Annotated in this window: 18 protein-coding genes; 8 read left to right on the forward strand and 10 right to left on the reverse strand. The window is 71.2% G+C overall.

The genetic code is table 11. The features are described from left to right. Positions 1–980 precede the first annotated feature (980 nt). The gene (locus ACWCO3_RS07790) at positions 981–1,643 is read right to left on the reverse strand and encodes a hypothetical protein (RefSeq protein ID WP_145779621.1); all 663 of its coding nucleotides are present in this window, start codon (positions 1,641–1,643) and stop codon (positions 981–983) included. A 106-nt stretch (positions 1,644–1,749) separates the two neighbouring features. On the opposite strand from ACWCO3_RS07790, the gene ACWCO3_RS07795 reads away from it, so the two are divergent. Together ACWCO3_RS07795 and ACWCO3_RS07800 are read left to right on the forward strand one after the other, a co-directional pair. Further along, positions 1,750–2,082: a tyrosine-type recombinase/integrase gene (locus ACWCO3_RS07795; protein ID WP_167524786.1), complete on the forward strand. Its 333-nt coding sequence runs from the start codon at positions 1,750–1,752 to the stop codon at positions 2,080–2,082. 4 nt (positions 2,083–2,086) lie between these two features. Then, positions 2,087–2,503 carry a tyrosine-type recombinase/integrase gene (locus tag ACWCO3_RS07800; RefSeq protein ID WP_450009050.1) on the forward strand — a complete coding sequence of 139 codons (417 nt, stop codon included), beginning with the start codon at positions 2,087–2,089 and terminating at the stop codon, positions 2,501–2,503. A gap of 81 nt (positions 2,504–2,584) precedes the next feature. Here ACWCO3_RS07800 and glnA read toward each other — a convergent pair whose 3' ends face one another. Next, positions 2,585–4,009, reverse strand: coding sequence for a type I glutamate--ammonia ligase (gene glnA, locus ACWCO3_RS07805; protein WP_112671701.1), 1,425 nt, complete (start codon positions 4,007–4,009; stop codon positions 2,585–2,587). A 262-nt stretch (positions 4,010–4,271) separates the two neighbouring features. Between glnA and ACWCO3_RS07810 the strand changes: the two genes are divergently transcribed. After that, positions 4,272–4,670 carry an RDD family protein gene (locus ACWCO3_RS07810; RefSeq protein ID WP_145779623.1) on the forward strand — a complete coding sequence of 133 codons (399 nt, stop codon included), beginning with the start codon at positions 4,272–4,274 and terminating at the stop codon, positions 4,668–4,670. Positions 4,671–4,992: 322 nt separating this feature from the next. On the opposite strand, the gene ACWCO3_RS07815 is transcribed toward ACWCO3_RS07810, so the two are convergent. Further along, on the reverse strand, positions 4,993–5,679 hold the full coding sequence (locus ACWCO3_RS07815) for a DUF4191 domain-containing protein (protein WP_145779624.1): 687 nt from the start codon (positions 5,677–5,679) through the stop codon (positions 4,993–4,995). A gap of 207 nt (positions 5,680–5,886) precedes the next feature. Here ACWCO3_RS07815 and ACWCO3_RS07820 point away from each other — a divergent pair, with 207 nt between their 5' ends. Both ACWCO3_RS07820 and ACWCO3_RS07825 read left to right on the forward strand, forming a co-directional pair. Continuing rightward, positions 5,887–6,057: a hypothetical protein gene (locus ACWCO3_RS07820; protein ID WP_167524788.1), complete on the forward strand. Its 171-nt coding sequence runs from the start codon at positions 5,887–5,889 to the stop codon at positions 6,055–6,057. Positions 6,058–6,209: 152 nt separating this feature from the next. After that, a complete protein-coding gene (locus tag ACWCO3_RS07825; RefSeq protein ID WP_358051410.1) occupies positions 6,210–9,107 on the forward strand; it encodes a helix-turn-helix transcriptional regulator in 2,898 nt (965 codons plus the stop codon). A 5-nt stretch (positions 9,108–9,112) separates the two neighbouring features. On the opposite strand, the gene ACWCO3_RS07830 is transcribed toward ACWCO3_RS07825, so the two are convergent. Continuing rightward, positions 9,113–10,762: a hypothetical protein gene (locus tag ACWCO3_RS07830; RefSeq protein WP_450009053.1), complete on the reverse strand. Its 1,650-nt coding sequence runs from the start codon at positions 10,760–10,762 to the stop codon at positions 9,113–9,115. 53 nt (positions 10,763–10,815) lie between these two features. Further along, the gene (gene lipA / locus ACWCO3_RS07835) at positions 10,816–11,811 is read right to left on the reverse strand and encodes a lipoyl synthase (RefSeq protein WP_145779627.1); all 996 of its coding nucleotides are present in this window, start codon (positions 11,809–11,811) and stop codon (positions 10,816–10,818) included. A gap of 445 nt (positions 11,812–12,256) precedes the next feature. Here lipA and aspS point away from each other — a divergent pair, with 445 nt between their 5' ends. After that, positions 12,257–13,543, forward strand: coding sequence for an aspartate--tRNA(Asn) ligase (aspS, locus tag ACWCO3_RS07840; protein WP_450009055.1), 1,287 nt, complete (start codon positions 12,257–12,259; stop codon positions 13,541–13,543). A gap of 20 nt (positions 13,544–13,563) precedes the next feature. Here aspS and lipB read toward each other — a convergent pair whose 3' ends face one another. Then, entirely contained in the window at positions 13,564–14,205 is a 642-nt protein-coding gene (gene lipB, locus ACWCO3_RS07845; RefSeq protein WP_450009057.1) for a lipoyl(octanoyl) transferase LipB, read from the reverse strand. An 82-nt stretch (positions 14,206–14,287) separates the two neighbouring features. Continuing rightward, positions 14,288–16,120: a DUF2079 domain-containing protein gene (locus ACWCO3_RS07850; protein WP_450009059.1), complete on the reverse strand. Its 1,833-nt coding sequence runs from the start codon at positions 16,118–16,120 to the stop codon at positions 14,288–14,290. Between the two features lie 213 nt (positions 16,121–16,333). Between ACWCO3_RS07850 and ACWCO3_RS07855 the strand changes: the two genes are divergently transcribed. After that, positions 16,334–17,569, forward strand: a complete 1,236-nt coding sequence (locus tag ACWCO3_RS07855) for an extracellular catalytic domain type 1 short-chain-length polyhydroxyalkanoate depolymerase (protein ID WP_145785513.1) — start codon at positions 16,334–16,336, stop codon at positions 17,567–17,569. A gap of 82 nt (positions 17,570–17,651) precedes the next feature. Here the strand turns inward: ACWCO3_RS07855 and ACWCO3_RS07860 are convergent, their stop codons facing one another. Together ACWCO3_RS07860 and ACWCO3_RS07865 are read right to left on the reverse strand one after the other, a co-directional pair. Next, a complete protein-coding gene (locus tag ACWCO3_RS07860) occupies positions 17,652–18,551 on the reverse strand; it encodes a TIGR01777 family oxidoreductase (RefSeq protein WP_358166446.1) in 900 nt (299 codons plus the stop codon). A 45-nt stretch (positions 18,552–18,596) separates the two neighbouring features. Next, positions 18,597–19,586 (reverse strand): aldo/keto reductase, encoded by a 990-nt coding sequence (locus tag ACWCO3_RS07865; protein ID WP_145779632.1) that lies wholly within the window; start codon positions 19,584–19,586, stop codon positions 18,597–18,599. Positions 19,587–19,642: 56 nt separating this feature from the next. Here ACWCO3_RS07865 and ACWCO3_RS07870 point away from each other — a divergent pair, with 56 nt between their 5' ends. Beyond that, positions 19,643–20,017, forward strand: a complete 375-nt coding sequence (locus ACWCO3_RS07870; protein WP_145779633.1) for a MerR family transcriptional regulator — start codon at positions 19,643–19,645, stop codon at positions 20,015–20,017. A gap of 37 nt (positions 20,018–20,054) precedes the next feature. Here ACWCO3_RS07870 and ACWCO3_RS07875 read toward each other — a convergent pair whose 3' ends face one another. Further along, the gene (locus ACWCO3_RS07875) at positions 20,055–20,534 is read right to left on the reverse strand and encodes a hemerythrin domain-containing protein (RefSeq protein WP_244311600.1); all 480 of its coding nucleotides are present in this window, start codon (positions 20,532–20,534) and stop codon (positions 20,055–20,057) included. Between the last annotated feature and the right edge of the window lie 21 nt (positions 20,535–20,555).

The raw sequence follows: 20,555 nt of genomic DNA on the forward strand, positions 1-20,555 counted from the left end.
GCTCCGCGGTGAGCGGAGCCGGCCCGGCCGGTGTGCGAAGCGACTGCTCAGCAGTCGTAGTACATGGCGAACTAACCGCGCATGTCGGCTGACCTGGCGGAGTGGCGTCGATCAAGCTGCTGAGCAGGCCGTACGTCCTATATCAACTTCCATCGTTGCTCAGTGTTTCCAGGCGGCATCTGTGCCCCTCGTGTACCTCACGATCATGGGGTCGAGGTGTGTGCGAGTGGTCCTGAGGGGGGCCGGTGCGGCATCCCGTCGCGCAGGCTCCGCCCTGCCGGGCCCCGCCGACCTGGTCCAGGTGGAGCGCCCCGCCGGACGAACGACCTGGACCAGGTCGGCGCGGTCTGGTGGCCTCCGGTGTGCGACGGGTACCCGGTCGCGGCTGGGGCATCCCAGAGTCGCCGAGGGTTCGGGGCGAGTAGCCCCGGCCGCCGGAGGCTATCCCCGGGTCGTAGGGCCGGAGGCCCTACCCGCCGGAGGCACCATCCCGCCCGGCTTCCTGCAACCGTGGCGGCAGCGGCCAAACGGGGGTGAACGCATCGTCTTGCCAGCCCGGTGCCAGCGCTCGGCTGGCGGTGACGTACACCGGTCCGTAGGACGTATCCAATCGCCAATTGTCCCACTGGTCCAGGTCGTGCTCAGAGAACCGCGCCAACAGGCGGAACATGGCTGCCAGTTCGGAGTCGGTGAGCGGGCCTCCTGGATGTTCTCCCATCTCGGCAGAGTGCCATCGGTGGGCTGATATCGCCACGCTGAAGCCCCGCGTCCGCTGCACCTCGGCCGGCGCGCGAACTCCGGCGGGGCCGCCTTGAAGACGTATGGAAGGTTCTCACCGCCGCGTAGATCAGGCACTGTGTCCCGTCACGGGAGATGCTAGACAGTGGCGTCCCACCAGATGCTTGACAGCGTTTGGTCGCAGCTCTCACCTACCGTGACAGGACCGCCATCGCGGCAAGATCGTGCGGGTGGAGTTGGGTCTACGCCGCCGTGGTCGGGTAGCCGTACTCCTCTGCCTTCTCGCGAAGGTCGGCCAGTTCAGCTTCAGGATTGAGCGCGCGGACGGCTGCATCGGTCAGCGGACGGAGCGCAACGAAGTGTTCAACGGCAGCGGGATCTAGGTCGATCTCGTAGACATCCTTGGCGTGCTCAATGTACTCCGAGACGATGTCATTGCAGAGAATGTCGAGCAGCCATGAGCCGTCTGGGTCGACCTCATCGTCGTCTGCAGGTGAAAAGTCGATGTCGTTGCCAGCATGCCACCGCTCGTCGATGGTCCGCCGCCACAGGACGAAGGTGGCGTCAAGGGTGCCGTCCTGCCGGCAGAACGCCGGCTCGTGTACCTGTGCCTGGAACTGCTCCGGCAGTCCGCCGAGGAGACCCGGCCACAGCCGCCCGTCGGTGTAGGTGAACATCGACGACTCGTGGTAGATGCCCCGAATGAACACGCCATCGGCGGTGAAAACGACGTTGTACTCCTCGCCGCTGCCGTTGCGCATCGACGCTGCTTCGTCCTCGCCCCATTCGCGGTCGTAGGCGTAGTAGTCTCCCCCGACGATCGCGTCGAGCATCGCCAGGGCTTTGCAGCGCTCGCGCAACACGTCGATGGAGGGCAGCTGTGCGGCGATGTCGTAGACGGTCACGCCGGGAGCCTACGGCCCGAGGATGAGCCGGCGCTGCATGCCGCTACGCCGCCCGGCAACCAGTGAAGCCAGAAGTCAGCGGCATCCCAACCTCCCTCACGCCGAGTTGCAGCAATTGCGGGACCGGCCGATCTCGGCCAGCCCGTGCGACAAGGGCATCCGGCTTCCGCCGGTCGGCCGGGGGAGCCGGGTCCTTCCCACGGCGCAGCAGGTGCACGACCTGGCGCGTCTGCTGCCGGCACGGTTGGCCGCGACGGTCTATCTCGCGGCCGGCTGCGGGCTGCGCCTGGGTGAAATCCTCGGCATGGAGGTGGACGACATCGACTTCGACGTGCGGGAGGTGCACGTCCGAGGCCAACTCAAGGTACTCAAGGGCCGTCAGCCGTTCCTCGGACCGGTCAAGACCAGCACCAGCGCCCGCACCCGTCGAGCTGCCTGATGTCGTGGCGGTGGCGCTGCGTCAGCACCTGGCCGACGGGTGCGACGCGGTCGAGGTCGACGACGACGCGGACCGTCGCCGGCCGGTCTGCCGGGCCGCACGCCTGCTGTTCAAGGGTGTCGGCGGCGAGCCCGTCAACGCGGCGACCTTCTCGCGGACGTGGGCGAGCGCCCGGGAAGCGGTCGGCCTGCCGGCGCGGTGGGGGATCCACGGACTGCGGCACTACTACGCAACAGTCCTGATCCACGCGGGGGCATCGGTGAAGACGGTGCAGCTCGCGTTGGGCCACAGCACGCCGACCGTCACGCTCAACACCTACGTCCACGAGTGGCCGGACGTGCTCGACCGGACCCGGCTGCTCATCGACGGTGCGCTCGGCCAACACGAAACGGCGGCCACGCCGGCTGTGAGCCGGGCATGACCGCCGTCCGTGAGGTTGTACCCAACCTGTACCCAAGATCAGTAGTGATCCTGTTGGTGCAGGTCAGAGCCTTGATCAGGCTCAGCAGTCGTAGTACATGGCGAACTCGTGCGGGGTCGGGCGCAGACGCACCGGGTCGACCTCGTTGGCGCGCTTCCAGTCGACCCAGGTGGAGATCAGGTCGGGGGTGAAGACGCCGCCGTCGAGCAGGTAGTCGTGGTCGGCCTCCAGCGAGTCGAGCACTGCCGACAGCGAGCCCGGCACCTGCTTGACGTCGCCCCACTCCTCCGGCGGGAGGTCGTAGAGGTCCTTGTCGATCGGCGTCGGCGGCTCGATCTTGCTCTTGATGCCGTCCAGGCCGGCCATCATCATGGCGGAGAAGGCCAGGTAGACGTTGGCCGACGGGTCCGGGACCCGGAACTCGACGCGCTTGGCCTTCGGGTTCGCGCCGGTCACCGGGATGCGGGTGCAGGCGGACCGGTTGCGCTGCGAGTAGACCAGGTTGACCGGCGCCTCGAAGCCCGGCACCAGACGGCGGTACGAGTTGATCGTCGGGTTGGTGAAGGCCAGCAGCGACGGCGCGTGGTGCAGCAGACCGCCGATGTACCAACGGGCCATGTCGGACAGGCCGGCGTAGCCGGTCTCGTCGTAGAACAGCGGCTCACCGTTGAGCCAGAGGCTCTGGTGGGTGTGCATGCCGGAGCCGTTGTCACCGAACAGTGGCTTGGGCATGAACGTCGCGGTCTTGCCGTTGGCCCAGGCCTCGTTCTTCACGATGTACTTGAAGAGCTGGAGCTGGTCACCGGCGTGCAGCAGGGTGGAGAACCGGTAGTTGATCTCGGACTGGCCGGCGGTGCCCACCTCGTGGTGCGAGCGCTCCACGTTGAAGCCGGTGTCGACCAGGCGGCGCACGATCGAGTCACGCAGGTCGGCGTAGTGGTCGACCGGCGGGACGGGGAAGTAACCGCCCTTGTACGCGGTCTTGTAACCGCGGTTGCCGCCCGGCTCTTCGCGGCCGGTGTTCCAGGCGCCCTCGATCGAGTCGATGTAGTAGAACGACTGGTGCGCCGAGGTCTCGTGGCGGATCGAGTCGAAGATGTAGAACTCCGCCTCGGCGCCGAAGTAGGCGGTGTCGGCGATGCCGCTCGCCGCCAGGTACGCCTCGGCCTTTTTCGCGACGTTGCGCGGGTCGCGGCTGTAGGCCTCGCGGGTAAACGGGTCGTGGATGAAGAAGTTGAGCGCGAGAGTCTTCTGCGCGCGGAACGGGTCGATGAACGCGGTGGCGACGTCCGGGAGCAGGAGCATGTCCGACTCGTGGATCGCCTGGAAACCGCGGATCGACGAACCGTCGAACGCGAGGCCGTCAGTGAAGAGGTCGTCGTTGACGGACTCGACCGGCAGGTTGAAGTGCTGCATCACGCCGGGCAGGTCACAGAAACGAACGTCGACGAACTTCACGTCCTCGTTCTTGAGGTATCGCAGCAGTTCCTCGGGATTGGCGAACACACATCCTCCTGGCACGTCCACGGGGTGGCTAGGCTTCTGGCGACGCTAGGGCCGGGGGGTTGCCCGGCCGTGTCTCCGTTGTTTCTGCCGTGTTACGTCCCTCGCGGAGCGTCAGCGACGCTCGTGTCGACGCCTCGGCCCGCTGCGAGCGCCGTACCGACTGTGCCAGTCTAATGACATCTGATGCGTTTGGCCTGAATCGGCACACAGTGGCAGCGGCACTCGACAAGCCCTCATCCCGGCGCGGATACCCTTGACCGCTGTGACCAATCCGCACACCCCGGCAGCGCCAGCCACCGACCCCACCTTCACCCCGCCGACCCTCGGGCGACGGTTCGGGGCGCTGATCATCGACTGGGTGCTCTGTCTGCTGGTGTCCAACTTCTTCGCCGACCCGGTCCGCGACGGCTGGGCGCCGGTGCTGGTGCTGGTCCTGGTGTACGGCTTCTTCCTCGGCCTGTTCGCCCAGACGCCCGGCATGTACATCACGAAGGTCCGCTGCGTGAACTGGCACGACGGCGGCCGCATCGGCGTGCTCCGAGGGTTGATCCGGGGTCTGCTGCTGGCCCTCGTCGTCCCCGCGCTGATCATGGACGAGCACCGCCGAGGGCTGCACGACCGGCTCGCCGACTCGGTCATCGTCGACGCACCCCGCACCTGACCCGCCCCCGAAGGCGGCTGAGCCGAGCCTCGGCGGCCCAAGATCGTGCTCGATCATTGATGTAGTGGCATCCACGCGCCTTGAGGCCACTGCATCCAGGTTCGAGCACGATCTTCGCGCTGCCCGAGCCAAGGTCCGCCCGCGCCAGGCGCTTCGTCGCCAAGATCTGCGCAACATCAGGGATGTTGGTGTCTCCCGCGCGTCGGAGGCAGCAACATCGGGGATGTTGCGCGGACCTAGGGCGCGGGGCGCGGGGCGCGGGGCGACGCGAAAGAGCCGGGCCCGTGCGGGTCCGGCTCTTGTCGGCGTACGTCGAAGGGGGTCAGCGACCCCGCGACTGGCGGAAGGCGCCCGGCGGCCGCATGTTCTTCGGGATCGCGCCCTTGGGCATCTGCGGCCGCGCGGTGAGCGCCTTGAGGCGCTTGTCCAGCGAGTTGACGTCCTTGCCGGAGAGGGCGCGGGGCAGGCGCAGCAGCGTCGTCCGGAGCTTGCGGATGGGCAGCTCGCCCTCTTCCTGCCCGATCACGTAGTCGTGCAGGGGAGCGGAGCCGATCACCTTGGACAGCCGCCGCTTCTCCTGCCCGAGCAGGCCACGCACCCGCTGCGGGTTGCCTTCGGCCAGCAGGATCACGCCCGGGCGGCCGATCACCAGGTGGACCATGTCCATCTGGGTCGTCGAGCTGACCGCCGGGGTCACCCGCCAGTCGCCGCGCATGTTCTCCATGATCTGCGCCGCCGCGCCGGGCTGCCCCTCGGCGGCGTTCATCATCGCCTTGTTGGACCGCAGGTTGAGCACGATCAGCACCGCGAGCAGGATGAACAGGATGCCCAGCGGCAGCCAGATCCAGCCCCAGAGGATGACCGCGACCACGGTGAGGGCGAGCGGGAGCAGCACCGCCGCGGCGACCAGCGGCGCGAACCACCGGTCCTGCTTGGCGGTGAACTGGAACACCATCCCGATCTGCTTCAGCCGCTGGCCGAACGAGACCTTCTCCTGGGGCTTTGCCATGCCGCAGAGTCTAGTGGTCGCCGCCTGCCCCGTTGATCCGCGTCCGGGTGCCGGGGCAACTGAGTACCTTACGTCGCCTCAGGCACCCGGACCGGACGGGTAAGGAGGGTGCCGACCGGGAAGATGAGGTGTCGTGCCCATGCCCGGGTGGGGCCTTCGCGCGAAGAGTCGTCAGCAGAAGACGACGACACGACGAAGGAGCCCGACATGTTCGGCAACGACGCAGACTTCCTGCTCACCCTGCACCGTTCGCACTCCGCCGAGTTGCGCGCCGACGCGGCGGCGGACCGGCTCGCCCGGTCGCTGTCACGGCCGGTCAGTAGAGGTTGGCTGGGTCGGCGCAGGCAGGCCGGCCGCACCGGCGACGCCCGCCGGTGACCGCCCCCGCCAGGTCCGCCGCCGGGGTCGAGCCCGACCCTCGGTCGAGCCCGCCCGCCGCATCGGGCGGTCGACTCGAACCCACCCCGCCGCTCGGACACCGGCCGATCGGCGGGGCGGGCGGCGCGGGCCGTCATGGCATGCTCGAACCTGTGACCGTACGCGCAGCCAGCTCCGTCCTCGTCGGCCGCCATCGCGAGATCGCGGCACTGCGGGACGCGCTGGGCCGCGCCCGGTCGGGTGAGCCGACCACGGTGCTGGTCGGTGGCGAGGCGGGCGTGGGTAAGACCCGGCTGCTGGAGGAGTTCGCCGGCCAGGCCGTCGACGGCACGGCCCGGGTGCTCGTCGGCCAGTGCCTGGAGCTGGGCGAGGCAGGCCTGCCGTTCGCTCCGTTCGCCGCCGCGCTGCGCGCGGTGCTCCGCGCCGACGGCCCCGAGGTCTTCGCCGGCTACGAGGCGGAGTTCGCGCCGCTGCTGCCGGAGCTGGGCCGGGCGTCCGCAGCGCTGGCCGGCCCGCGTGCCCTGCCGCTGGGTGACGCCCCGCGCGGCTACCTGTTCGACCTGGTCGCCGAGCTGTTCCAGCGGCTCGCCGACGCCTGCCCGTTGGTCCTGATCATCGAGGACCTGCACTGGGCCGACCGTTCCACCCGCGACCTGATCGGCTTCCTGGTCCGGGCAGCCCGGCCGGGCCGGCTGCTGTTGGTCTGCACCTACCGCACCGACGAGTTGCAGCGGGGGCATCCGCTGCGTCCGTTCCTCGCCGAACTGGACCGGGCGCGCGGTGTGGAGCGTGTCGAGCTGGGCCGACTGGACCGCGACGGCACCGCTGCGATCCTCGCCGACCTGCTCGGCGCCGAGCCACCCGCCCGTGCCGTCGACGACGTCCACAACCGCACTCAGGGCAACCCGTTCTTCATCGAGGAGTTGGCCGTCGCCGGTGACCCGGTGGGCTGCGCCGCGCTCCCCGAAACGCTGCGTGACCTGCTGTTGGCTCGGGTGGAGCGCCTTCCCGAACCGGCCCAGCGGGTGCTGCGCATCGCCGCCGCCGGCGGCACCAGCTTCGCCCACGACCTGCTCGCCCAGGTCGCCGGGTTGCCCGAGGTCGAGCTGGAAGAGGCGCTGCGCGCCGCCGTCGCCGCCCAGCTGGTGGTGGCCGACCGCGACGGTGACTACGAGTTCCGGCACGCGCTGGTCCGCGAGGCCGTCCACGACGAGTTGCTCCCCGGCGAGCACGCCCGGCTGCACGCCCGCTTCGCCGCCGCGATCGAGGCGCAGCCGCACCTGGTCGCCGCCGGGCGGGCCCCGGCCGAGATCGCCCACCACTGGCACGCCGCGCACGACCACCCGCGTGCCCTCGTCGCCGCGAAGGCTGCGGCCTGCGCCGCCGCCGACCGGTACGCGTACGCCGAGCAGCGCCGACTGTTGGAGCGGGCGTTGGAGCTGTGGGAGTTGGTGCCGGACGCCGCCGACCTGCTCGACATGGACCACCTGGCGTTGCTGGAGCAGACCCTGGACGCGGCGGTGACGGCCGGCGACTTCAGCCGCGCCATCACGCTGACCCGGGCCGGACTGGCCGAGGTGGACGCCGACGCCGCACCGCTTCGCGCCGCCCGCCTGCTGGACCAGCGGGGTCGACTGATGGCCCTGCTCGGCAAGAGTGACGGCAGCCGGGAGTTGGACGAGGCGTACCAGCTGGCGGCCGGCGGCCCCCGGGGCGCGGAGCGGGCCCGTCTGCTGGCCGACATCGCCGCGCACCTGGTGAAGATCGACCCGCAGAAGGCGGCCCGGGTGGCCGCCGAGGCCGCCACTGACGCCGAGGCGCTCGGCGAACATTCTGCCCTGCTGGCGACGCGGATCGCGCTGCTCTGCCACGGCGAGCGGGACCTGACCGGAGGGCTGGCCGAGTTGGGCCAGGCGGCCGCCGCCGCCCGTGCGGCGGGGGACGCGCCAACCCTGGTGCTCGCCCTGGTGTTCGAGTCGGACATGCTCTGCGAGCTGGGCCGCTACGCCGAGTCCGCGCAGGCTGCCGAGGCCGGCGTGACCGAAGCGCGGCGGGTGGGGATCAGCCGCTCCACCGGGGCGTACCTCCTGTCCAACCGGGCCGAGGCGTTGATCGCGCTGGGCCGGTGGGACGAGGCCGAGGCGGTGTGCGCGGAGGCCGCCCGGATCGACCTGTCCGGTGTCACCGGGCTGCACTGGCTCCAGCTGAGCGCCGGACTACGGCTGGCCCGTGCGCGCCCGGGCGCCGACGAACTGGTCGACCGGGCGCTCACCTTCCTCGGCCGCCCCTACCTGTGGCCGAACCACCGCCTGCCCCTGCACGAACTGGCGATCGAGGCCGCGCTGGCCAGCGACGACAAGGTCGAGGCGGTACGGGCCGCCCGCGTCGCCGTGGCCGACGACAGCCTGCCGCAGCTCCCTCGGGAGGGGTGGCCGGTGCTCAGCGCCGTCGCGCGTACCGCAGCCCGGGTCGGTGACCGCGACCTTGCGGTGGCCGTGGCGGCGCTCGCCACCGACCTGCCCGCCCGGCACCCGGCGGCGCGGGCCCACGCAGCCCAGGTCACCGCGCTGCTCGCGGTCGGCGACCAAGTATTGCCGGCCTGGCGTACGGCGGTCGAAGCGTGGCGGGCCGACGGGCAGCCCTACCCGCTGGGCCGTGCGTTGGTGGCGCTGGCCGAGGCGGCTGCCGCCGCCGGGGAGCGCGACGAGACGGCGGCGGCGGTCACCGAGGCCGCCGAGATCGGTCAGCGACTGGGGGCGGTACCGCTGGTGGAGGCCGCCGCCACCCTGGCGCGGCGGGTTGGCCTGCGCAACCCCGGGCAGGGCGGGGCGGGCCCCGATCTGCTGACCGCGCGGGAGCGGGAGGTGCTGCGACTGGTCGCCGAGGGGCACAGCAACAGCCGGATCGCCGAGCAGTTGTTCATCTCCCCGAAGACGGCGAGCGTGCACGTCTCCCGGATCATCGCCAAGCTGGACGTGACCAACCGCGGGGAGGCTGCCGCCGTCGCCCACCGCCTCGGCCTGCTCACCGAAACCACAGCGCCGCGCTGATCTGATCACCGGGGCAGGTAGATCCGCCAGCCGTCGATCGTGACCAGGTCCAGGTCGCCCGCGCGCTGGCGCTCGTCCAGCACGTCCGCCAGCGGCGATCCGGCCGGTGCGACCCAGGCCGGCGCTGCCGCCTCGTCCACCTCCCGCCGGTATGCGGGGTAGCGGTCGAAGCCGGGGCGCAGCTCGTCGTCGACGACCGCGCAGACCACCTGCTCCGCGCTGGCGAAGGTGAGCCGGTTGCAGGTCCAGTAGCCGGCGCGTACGTGTCGGACGCCGAGCTGACGCAGGGTGCCGACCAACTCGGCGTGCCGGGCCTCGGCGGCCCGGGTCGCCGGTGCGGTCTGCGCTGCCCGCCAGGTGGCGTGTGCGGCGGTGCCCACTGTGGCGACCAGCAACACCACCGCGACCGAACGGGCCAGCGTCGTGCGCACACCGCGCCGGCCGCCCGCCACCTGACGAAGCCCGTCCCGGGCCACCGTCCACACCGGCCAGAGCAGCGCCGGCAGGGAGATGAGCAGGCAGGACAGGTAGCGGGAACTCTCCACCGGGGTCAGGCCGGCGGAACTGCTCACTGTGTACGCGCCCACAGTGGCCACCGCGGCCAGCACGAGCGCCAGCCGGACCGCCGCCGCCACCCGGGCCGACACACCAGACTCCGCAGCGCCGGCGGAGCCCGCCGACTCCGGCGGGGCGGGCGAGCGCAGTGCCCGCCAGGCGCTGACCGCGCCGAGGGCCAGCAGCAGCGGCAGGGCGAGCGCCCACCAGAGTTGCCAGGTGGCGCATCGCCCGGGGTCGCAGAAGCCCATCCCCAGCGACGGGCCGAGCAGCAGTCCGCCGTGCAACCGCTCGGCCCAGCCGGCGGTGGCGTTGGCGCCGCTCGCGGCGAGCACCGCGTGCAGCGGATTGCGTCCGTTCAGAAGGCTGTGCAACAGCAGCGGGGCCGCCCCCAGCACGGCGGCCGCCCCGAGCAGCGCCCCGGCCGCACCCCGCAGCTCCCGCCGGCGGAACCCGACGAGCACCGCCCCGGTCGCCACCACGTACGGGAGCACGAGTGGGTCGACCCAGAGCATCAGGCCGGCTAGGAAACCCCACGCCGCCCAGCGGGCCAGTCGCCGACCCGGCCGGCCGGTGGCCAGGTCCACGGCGAGTACGGCAAGCGCCACGCCGGCCGCGTTCATCTCGGGGTACCCACCGCCGGCGATGAGCTGGTTCTTGACGATCCGGTCGGAGCCGAGCGCCAGCAACGCCACCACCAGCAGCCCGAACCACCGGTCCCCGGTCAGCCGCATCGTCAACCGCCAGGCCAGCAGCAGGAACACCGCGTACAGCGCCAGCGTGGGCAGTCGCAAACCGACCAGCGACGGCCCGCGGGCCAGTGCGAACATCGGCGCGGCGAGGTACGCCTCCAGCGTGCCCATGTACTGCTGGCCGTAGAACCAGACCGGGAAGTCCTCGCCTCGGGCGATGTGCAGCGCGGCCAGCCCCATGGTGGCCTCGTCGCTGTTCGTCGGCGGCGTCGCGTGAGCCAGCAGCCAGAGCCGGTAACCCACCCCGGCGAGCAGTACCAACGCGGTGAGCCACCCGGCCGGTCCGAGGCGTGCGACGGGTCGCGGACGACCTGCGTCGCGCGGCTGCTCGCGTACCCCGGTGGTCATCGCACGATCATGACACCCGGGCGCCGCACGGTCCGTGCGGCGCTGCCGGTGGGTCAGCCGGCGGTGACGACCGACGCGGCGGCGCGGGCGTCGATGGCCTGCTGGTAGAGCCGGCCGGCCCGGTACGACGAACGCACCAGCGGCCCGCTCATCACCCCGGCGAAGCCGATCTCCTCGGCCTCCTCGCGCAGCTCCACGAACTCCTCCGGCTTGACCCAACGGGTCACCGGGTGGTGCCGGGGGGAGGGGCGCAGGTACTGGGTGATGGTGATCAGCTCACAGCCGGCGTCGTGCAGGTCGCGCAGCGCCTGCGAGACCTCGGCCCGCTCCTCGCCCATGCCCAGGATGAGGTTGCTCTTGGTGACCAGGCCGTCGGCGCGGGCCTGCCGGATCACGTCCAGCGAACGGTCGTAGCGGAAGGCCGGGCGGATGCGCTTGAAGATGCGCGGCACGGTCTCCACGTTGTGGGCCAGCACCTCCGGGCGGGAACCGAAGACCTCGGCCAGCTGCTCGGGGACGGCGTTGAAGTCCGGGATCAGCAGCTCGACGCCGCAGCCGGGCTGGAGGGCGTGGATCTGCCGGACGGTCTCGGCGTACAGCCATGCGCCGCCGTCGGGCAGGTCGTCGCGGGCGACGCCGGTGATGGTCGCGTATCGCAGGCCCATCGAGACCACCGACTCGGCCACGCGACGCGGCTCGTCGGCGTCGAACTCGGCCGGCTTGCCGGTGTCGATCTGGCAGAAGTCGCAGCGCCGGGTGCACTGGTCACCACCGATGAGGAAGGTGGCTTCCCGGTCTTCCCAGCACTCGTAGATGTTGGGGCAGCCGGCCTCCTGGCAGACGGTGTGCAGCCCTTCGCGCGAGACGAGCCCGCGCAGCTGGGTGTACTCCGGCCCCATCTTGGCCTTGACCTTGATCCATGGCGGTTTGCGCTCGATCGGCGTCTCGGCGTTGCGCGCCTCGATCCGCAGCAGGCGCCGCCCCTCGGGGGCCGCCGTTGCGGTACGCGCTGCCTGGCCGGTCGTCGGCGCGGAGTGCTCGATCGTCACGAAAACGAGCCTACGCCGGACGGCGGGTGTCTATGTGCGTCGGGCGACCGGCGTCACGCCGCAGATGTTGTGACGCCGGACACCGGCATGTCGAAAATGGGCGTCACACGAGAGGGTTTCGGGTGCTACGGTCTCCGCCAACAGCGACGACGGAGCCGAGTAGCGCCCCGACCCGCCAGTGCAGAGAGCCGCCGGTGCTGAGAGGCGGTCTGGCGCCGGTGCGTGAAGACCCTCCCGAGCTGCGGGCAGAACGGCCGAAACGCCTAGTAGAGCCCGCCCGGCTGGCCCCGGTCACCAGGCGACGAACGAGGCCCCCGCTCCGGCGGGGGTGAAGGTGTGGTGGCACCGCGAGGATCCCGCTCGCCCACACCTCCCTGGGGCTGACGCGACGCATCGCTTCCTCAGGGCGGCGACGGCGTGGCGATCGACCGAGGAGCAGCACGCCATGCAGAGAACCCTGTCCCACCACCTGCCCGCCCGGATCGGCGAGACCGTGCGTATCGCCGGCTGGGTGCACCGCCGCCGACTGCTCAAGTCGGTGGCCTTCCTGATCGTGCGGGACGCCGCCGGCCTGGCCCAGGTGGTCGTCACCGACCCGGCCGTCCGCGCCGACCTGGAGAAACTCACCGAGGAGACGGTCGTCGAGGTCACCGCGACGGTCACCGCGAACGACACCGCGCCCGCCGGGGTCGAGCTGACCGACCCGGCGGTACGACCACTCGGGCCGCCCGCCGTGCCACCACCGTTCGACCTGTACCGGCCGGCGCTCACCGCGAGCCTGCCCACCCAGCTGGACAACGCCCCGACCGCGTTGCGACACCCCACCCGGTCGTCCGCGCTGCGGATCTCGGCGGCGGCGGTGGCCGGGTTCCGCGCCGCCCTCGACGCCCAGCAGTTCGTGGAGATCCACACCCCGAAGGTCGTCAGCTCCTCCACCGAGAGCGGGGCGAACGTCTTCGCGCTGGACTGGTTCGGCGGGCCCGCGTACCTGGCCCAGTCACCGCAGTTCTACAAGCAACTGATGGTCGGTGTCTTCGAACGCGTCTACGAGGTGGGGCCGGTCTTCCGGGCCGAGCCGCACGACACCGTCCGGCACCTCGCGCAGTACACGTCGCTCGACGCGGAGCTGGGCTTCGTCGCCGACCACCGGGACGTGATGCGGGTGCTACGCGACACAGTGGCCGGGATGCTGGACACGGTCGGCGAGCGGGCCGGGGGCGCGCTGACCACACTCGGCGTCGACGTGCCGGTCGTGCCGGCGGAGATCCCGGCGGTGCACTTCACCGAGGCGCTGGCGATCGCCGGCGCGCCCGCCGACGAGCCGGACCTCGCGCCCGCCCACGAACGGGCGCTGGGCGAGTGGGCCCGCCGCGAACACGGCTCGGACTTCCTCTTCGTCAGCGGCTACCCGATGGCGAAGCGACCGTTCTACACCCACCCCGACCCGGCGCGGCCCGCGTACTCGAACGGGTTCGACCTGCTCTTCCGTGGTCTGGAGCTGGTCACCGGCGGGCAGCGGTTGCACCGGCACGCCGACTACCTGGCGGCGTTGGCGGCCCGGGGCGAGCCGACCGAGCCGTACGCCGGATATCTGGACGCGTTCCGGCACGGCATGCCGCCGCACGGTGGCTTCGCCATCGGCCTGGAACGCTTCGTCGCGCGCCTGGTCGGCGCGGCCAACATCCGGGAGGTCACCGCGTTCCCGCGTGACCTGCACCGGCTGACCCCGTAGGCAGTGCGCCGGCTGGCCGCTCAGACCTCGATCAGGGTGGACAGCCGGCGCTCGACCACCGGCAGCACGTCGGCGACGGTGATCGGCCGGCCCAGCTCGGCGGTGAGCGAGGTGACGCCCGCGTCCCGGATGCCGCACGGCACGATCCGGTCGAAGTACGCCAGGTCGCAGTCGCAGTTGATCGAGAAGCCGTGCAGGGTGACACCCCGGGCCACCCGGATGCCGATCGCGGCCACCTTGCGGGCCGGCCCCCGGTCGTCAGCGGGCACCCAGACTCCGCTGCGCCCCTCGACCCGGCCGGCGGTCAGCCCGAACTCTGCGCACACGTCGATGAGCAGCTCTTCCGTCCGGCGCACGTAGGCGACCACGTCCACCGGGTCGGGCAGGCGCAGGATCGGGTAACCGACCAGCTGCCCCGGCCCATGCCAGGTGATCTTGCCGCCACGGTCCACGTCGACGACCGGAGTGCCGTCCATGGGCCGGTCCCACGGTTCGGTGCGCTTGCCCGCTGTGTAGACGCTCGGGTGCTCCAGCAGCAGCACCGTGTCGCCGCGCTCGCCAGCCACCACCGACTCGTGCAGGCGCCGCTGCTCGTCCCAGGCGGCCTGGTAGTCGAGCAGACCGGCACGGACGGCCGTCAGGCCGGGGGTCGTCGTTGTCACGGCAACCAGCCTAGTCCCGTCAGGGGTGATCATCCCTGGTGAGCCGCCTCACCAGAGCCTGGTCACACCCGGAGTCGACGGATCACCGGTCGGCGGGCGGGATGCGCCAGAGCCAGACGTCGTCGACCCGTTGCGGCTCGCCGAACAGGGCGGTCCCGGTACGCCGCAGCGCCTCCTCGTCGACCTCGAACTTCGCGCCGTGCACCTGGTCGGCGAGCACCACCGTCTCGATCCGCCAGTGCCGCAGGTCCGACTGGACGTCCCGGATGGTCCCGTCGGTGATGATCGGCACCAGGCCGGTGCGACCGGCCTGGTCCATCAGGGCGCTCAGGGTGCGCGGGATCGGGCCGATCCGGCCACGCCCGTCCGGCCCTCCGGGGCCGAGGAAGAAGCCGCCCGGAATGGCGAACTCGCCCTGCCGGTGCGACAACGCGTACGCCTGCCAGCGCTGGCCGTCCGGGTAGATGTCGACGGCCAGCGGCACCGGGGTGAGCACCCCGTCCGGTGAGACGTACTCCCGCCAGGTGCCGGAGGTGATGAACCGGGGGATCGGCTCCCGCTCGTCGGTCAGCAGCGGGGTGGGCAGCAACGGCACCAGGGCCGCCGCGAACCCGATCACCCAGGCCAGTTCCGTGGGGCGGTACCGGGGTGGCGCGGCGCGCAACCGGTCGACGGCGTACGCCAGCACCAGCCCGATGACCGGCGCGACGATCAGTGCAAGCCGGGCGGGCAGCGCGGCGTTCACCACCGGAAGCTGACCGAGCACGTCGAACGGCATGGGCAGGTCGATGCGGCGTCCGTCGACCTTGGCGACCGGGCCGAAGGAGAGCACCGAGAAGATCAGCGCGAGGGCGCCCAGCGCCCAGAGGGTGGCCCGGCGGCTCGCGTCGGCCCGTCGCCAGAGCGCGACGAAGCAGATCACGGTGAGCACCAGCAGCGGGACGCCGAAGAAGGAGTTCTCCTCCGTCGGGTTCGGTGCGAGCGAGGTGCCGAGCCCCGCCTCGCCGGCCAGCGAGCGGCGCGGGAAGGCGGCGAACGCCGCGATGTCCTCGGAGTGGATCACCGGGTCGAAACCTGTGCCGTGGAACCGTTGCGGCCCGGCGAAGTGCAACCACAGCGGGTACGACAGCAGGACGCCGGCGACCACTGCGGTCACCCCGAGCCCGCGCAGGAAGGTGGGCAGCACGGCGCGTGCCTCGGCGCGGTTGGCCGGGTGCAGCGCCCAGACGGCGACGAACACCCCGAGCGCCAGCGCGGTGAAGAAGAGCCCTTCGGCGGCGATCGAGAAGGCCACCGCGACCAGCACGCCGAGGATCACCCCGTCGCGGAGCCAGTGCCCCGCCCGGCGTAGCGCGAACAGCCGCCAGATCAGCAGCGGCACCAGCCAGCCGGCGGTCCAGTTCAGGTGGGCGTTGGCGTGCGACACCATGCCGGGGGAGTAGGCGATGAACAGGGCGCCGATCCCGGCGGCCAGCCGGCTGCGGACCAGGTGCCGGGAGAGGAACCAGTACCAGACCAGCGCGGTGGCGAACAGGTTCAGGGTGAGGATCACGAGGAACGTCGCCGGCGGCCCGATGAGGTACGTGAGCGGGGCGAACACCACCGCGTACACCGTGATCGAGGTGTTGACAGCGAGGTTCACGCCGTCCGGGACGTTGATCAGGTAGGTGAAGAGCGGGTTGTCCCCGTGGGTGACCGCGTGCCCGCCGAAGGCCAGCAGCCATTCGAAGAGAGCCTGGTCGCTGGAGTTGACGGTGATGGTGCGGGTGTTCGGGTCCCGCCACAGGCCACTCGTCACCCAGACGGCGAGCGCGAGCGCCACCAACACGACGATCAGGTCGGCCCGGCGATCCCGGACGACGCGCGGCGGTGACGCTGGGGCGGGCCCGGTGGCCAGCGACGGGGAGGACGGCACGCAGCGGACGTTACCAACCGGACCTGGACAGGCCGGTCAGACCGGCGGTTGTGGTGGGTTCCCCTTCCGGTCCGGCGGTCGCTGGTTCGGCGTACACAGCGGTCGCCGTAAATGTGTGAGTGTGCCCCATGTCATAGCGGCGACACATCGTCGTAACGTCTCGGCAATTCGACCGTGACCCAGTTCACAGTCCGCCGCTTCCAGGAGGCTGCCGTGCGCCGCTCCTCGTCCATCCTCACCCGGCTGATCGGCGCGGTCGCCGGGCTCTCCCTGGCCCTGGCCGGTGTGTTCGCCATCGCCGCACCCGCCCAGGCCGCCACCCTCACCCAGGTCACCGGGTTCGGCTCCAACCCGGGCAACCTCGCGATGTACGCCTACCGACCGGACAACCTGCCGGCCAACTCCCCGGCCGTCGTCCTCCTGCACGGTTGCGTCCAGAACGCCTCCGGATACTTCTCCAACTCGGGCTGGCAGAAGTACGCCGACCAGTGGAAGTTCACACTGATCGTCGCCCAGCAGCCCTCCGGCAACAACGCCAACTCCTGCTTCAACTTCTTCGAGGCCGGTGACACCACCCGAGGTCAGGGTGAGGCGCTGTCCATCAAGCAGATGGTCGACCACGCCAAGACCAACTTCGGCGTGAACGGCTCCCGGGTCTACGTCAGCGGTCTCTCCGCGGGCGGGGCGATGAGCGCCGTCATGCTCGCCACCTACCCGGACGTCTTCGCCGCCGGGTCGATCATTGCGGGGATCCCGTACCGCTGCGCCACCAGCATGGTCAACGCGTTCAGCTGCATGAACCCGGGCGCGGACAAGACCCCGGCCGCCTGGGGCGACCTGGTGCGCGGCGCGTACTCCGGCTACACCGGCCCGCGTCCCCGGGTGGCCATCTGGCACGGGACCTCCGACACCACTGTCACCCCGCTCAACGGCACCGAGTCCCGCGACCAGTGGACCAACGTGCGCGGGGTCTCGCAGACCCCGAGCAGCACGTCGTCGCTGCCAGGCAACACGACCCTCGAGGTGTACGGCAACGACGACGTTCGCCTCTACCGGGTCTCCGGAATGGGCCACGGCACCCCGGTCGACCCGGGCTCCGGTGCGGACCAGTGCGGCACCGCCGCCGCCTACTTCCTGGACACCATCTGCTCGACGTACCGGGACGCGCTCTTCTTCGGTCTGAACGGCGGCGGCACCACCCCGACCCCCACGCCGACGGTCACCCCGACGCCGACCCCGACGGTCACGCCGACCCCGACGCCGACCCCGACCGTGCCGGCGACCTGCGTGACGGCCAGCAACTACGCGCACGTGACGGCCGGCCGGGCGTACCAGTCCGGTGGCTACGCCTACGCCAACGGTTCCAACCAGCGGATGGGTCTGTACAACACCTTCTACACCAGCGCCCTCAAGCAGACCGCCCCCAACTACTGGGTGATCGGCTGCTGACCCCTCCCGCGCCACGTTGATCAAGAGGTTTGCGTCAGATTCCGGCTACCGGATGACGCAAACCTCTTGATCAACGCGCTGGTCAGCCCTTCAGGGCTGCGGTCAGGGCGGTGGGGAGAGTGGGGTGGTGGTACGGGTAGCCGGCTCGGGTGAGGACGCTCGGGAGGACTCTGGTGCTGGTGAGGGCCTCGTGGGCGAAGCCGCCGAGGGCCACCTTGAGCGCCAGCGCGGGAATCGGCACGATCGCCGGCCGGTGCAGCTGTCGGGCCAGCTCGCGGGTGAACTCGGCGTTCGTCACCGGGTTCGGCCCCACCACGTTGACCGGGCCGGAGATCTCGTCGTGGGTGAGCAGGAAGCGGGTCGCGTCCAGCCAGTCCTCCATCGAGATCCACGGCAGCCACTGCCGGCCGCTACCCAGCCGGCCGGCGATGCCCAGCTTGAACGGCAGCAACTGCGGCTTGAGCAGACCACCGTCGCGGTGCAGCGGCAGGCCGGTACGCAGGCGCACGACGCGTACCCCGGCGTCCTCGGCCGGTCGGGTCGCGGCCTCCCACACCCGGCAGACGTCGGCCAGGAAGCCCTCACCGGCCGGCGCGTCCTCCTCGACCACCCGGTCGCCGGTGTTGCCGTACCACCCGACGGCCGAGGAGTTGAGCAACACCCGGGGGCGGTCGTCGGCGGGCAGCCCGGCGACGGTGGTCGCCAGCGTGGTGGTGCTGTCCACCCGGCTGGTACGGATCAACCGCCGGTAATCGTCGTTCCAGCGCTTGTCGCCCACGCCCGCGCCGGCCAGGTTGACCACCGCGTCCGCCTCGGCGACCGCAACCGGGTCGAGCTGCCCGGCGGACGGGTTCCACTGCCGTTCGTCGGGGGTACGCGGCGGACGCCGGACCAGCCGGGTGATCTGGTGTCCGTCGGCGGTCAGGCGATCGGCCAGCCGGGTGCCGAGGAAGCCGGACGCGCCGGCCAGAAGGATCCGCATACCCCCATCTTCGTCCAGAACGCCGCCGGTGGATGCGGGGTGGGGTCAGGCGTGGCGCAGGTCGGCCAGGAGACGCTCCACCTCGGCGTACGCCTCGGCGTCGAGCGGCCCGAGCGCCAGGGTGGCCAGGTTCTCGTCGGCCTGCGCCACCGTGCGCAGGCCCGGGATCGGCACCGTACGCGGGCTGCGCGCCAGCAGCCAGCCCAGCGCGCCCTGCGCGAGCGTCCGACCGTCGGCGGTGAGCGCCGCGCGGACCTGCTCGACCCGTGTCGCCCAGCGTGGCGTCGGCCGACCGTCGGTGAACCACTCCAGCCACTCCGGTGCCCGACCGCGTACGTCGTCCGCCCCGACCGCCCGGGTCGACCCGGTGAGCAACCCCATCGCCAGCGGCCCACGGTTGAGGCTGGCCAGGTCGTGGGTGTCGCAGACCGCCAGCACCGCCGCGTTGTCCCGCAGCACCGACTCATCGTGCTGGATGGCGGCACAGTGCGGGCCGGCGGTCGCGAACGCCGCCGCCGAGGCCGGGTCGTCGGTGCTCCAGCCGTACGCCCGGATCTTGCCCTGGTCGACCAGGGCCTCCAGGGTGTCGACCAGATCGAGCGCGGCGGGCACCGGCAGCGCGTTGATGTGCAGTTGGTAGAGGTCGACGTGGTCGGTGCCGAGCCGGCGTAGCGAGTCTTCCAGGCTGCGTACCGCGAAGGCCGGGCTGGCGTCGGTGCCGAGCGCCCGCCGGGTGGCCTCCTCGCTGACGTTGCCGAACTTCGTGGCGATCACCACGTCGTCCCGTCGGCCGGCCACTGCCCGTCCGAGGATCCGCTCGCTGTGCCCCGCGCCGTAGTTGCTGGCCGTGTCGAACAGGGTCACCCCGAGGTCGAGCGCGCGGTGGATGGTGCGGATGGACTCGTCGTCGTCGACGTCGCCCCAGCCGAACGGCTGCCGGTCCTCACCCCAGAGGGGGCCACCGATGGCCCAGCACCCCATCCCGATCGCGCTCACCGTGATGCCGCTGCGTCCCAACGTTCGTGTCGTCGTCATGCGGACCAGCCTCCAACCTGGAGCGCGCTCCAGGTCAAGCGCTACCATCTCGCGACATGAGCGGTTACGCCCCCTCGGAGGCCGCCCGCCGCAGCGGCTTCAGCCTGGACACCCTGCGGTACTACGAGAAGATCGGCCTGCTCGCCGACGTGGATCGGACGGCGGGTGGGCAGCGGGTCTTCACCGACGACGACCTCGGCTGGCTGGAGCTGTTCCGTTGCCTGCGCGACACCGGCATGCCGATCGCGCAGATGCGCCGCTACGCGCAACTGGCCCGCGAGGGTGAACACACCGCCGACGAGCGTTGTGAGCTGCTGCAACACCACGCGGTACGGGTCGAGGAGCAGATGGACCTGCTCCAGCGCCAGTACGAGCACCTCCGGGAGAAGATCCGCTACTACGAGCGGCTGCCCGGTCCGTCGTCGTCATGACGGTCGCTGAGACCGGCCGGCCGGAGTCGATCACGGCTCAGCCGGGCGGTGCGGTCAGGCCGAGCAGTTCCTCGGCTGTCCCGGGTCGACCGGTGAGCGCGTTCAGAGCGTTGACCAGCCGCTTCTCCTCGTAGCGGAAGTGCGACTGGAGCAGGGCGGCCAACCCGTCCAGCTCACCGCGTACCTGGTCGACCGGCACGGCGACGTCGCCGGCCAGTAACGCCTCGACCCGCTCCAGGATGCCCGCCACCACCTCGTGGTCGGTGATCAGGTTCGCGATCACCGGACGCAGTTCGGGGACCTGCTCGGCCAGCAGCCGGAACGCGCCAGCGTCCTCACCCGTGTGGTGTCGTCCGAGCGCGGTGCAGAAGGCCAGGCAGTGCGCCCGCAGATCCCGGGACGGGGTGTCGAGGTCTGCCGTGAGACGGGCCAGTTCCGCGCTGAGCCAGAGGTGGATCTCGATCATCTGATTGCCGACGGCGGCGAGCCGGTCGGCCGGTGAACCGGTTGGGTGCACGTTGGTCCCATGCTGTCCCCG

The organism is Micromonospora sp. NPDC002411, from assembly GCF_053592955.1.

Excerpts from the sequence above, each read along its gene's own strand:
- ACWCO3_RS07815 (WP_145779624.1), bottom strand. The coding sequence starts at position 5,679 with ATGGCAAAGCCCCAGGAGAAGGTCTCGTTCGGCCAGCGGCTGAAGCAG.
- ACWCO3_RS07820 (WP_167524788.1), top strand. The coding sequence starts at position 5,887 with ATGTTCGGCAACGACGCAGACTTCCTGCTCACCCTGCACCGTTCGCAC.
- ACWCO3_RS07830 (WP_450009053.1), bottom strand. The coding sequence starts at position 10,762 with ATGACCACCGGGGTACGCGAGCAGCCGCGCGACGCAGGTCGTCCGCGA.
- aspS (WP_450009055.1), top strand. The coding sequence starts at position 12,257 with ATGCAGAGAACCCTGTCCCACCACCTGCCCGCCCGGATCGGCGAGACC.
- ACWCO3_RS07860 (WP_358166446.1), bottom strand. The coding sequence starts at position 18,551 with ATGCGGATCCTTCTGGCCGGCGCGTCCGGCTTCCTCGGCACCCGGCTG.
- ACWCO3_RS07865 (WP_145779632.1), bottom strand. The coding sequence starts at position 19,586 with ATGACGACGACACGAACGTTGGGACGCAGCGGCATCACGGTGAGCGCG.
- ACWCO3_RS07870 (WP_145779633.1), top strand. The coding sequence starts at position 19,643 with ATGAGCGGTTACGCCCCCTCGGAGGCCGCCCGCCGCAGCGGCTTCAGC.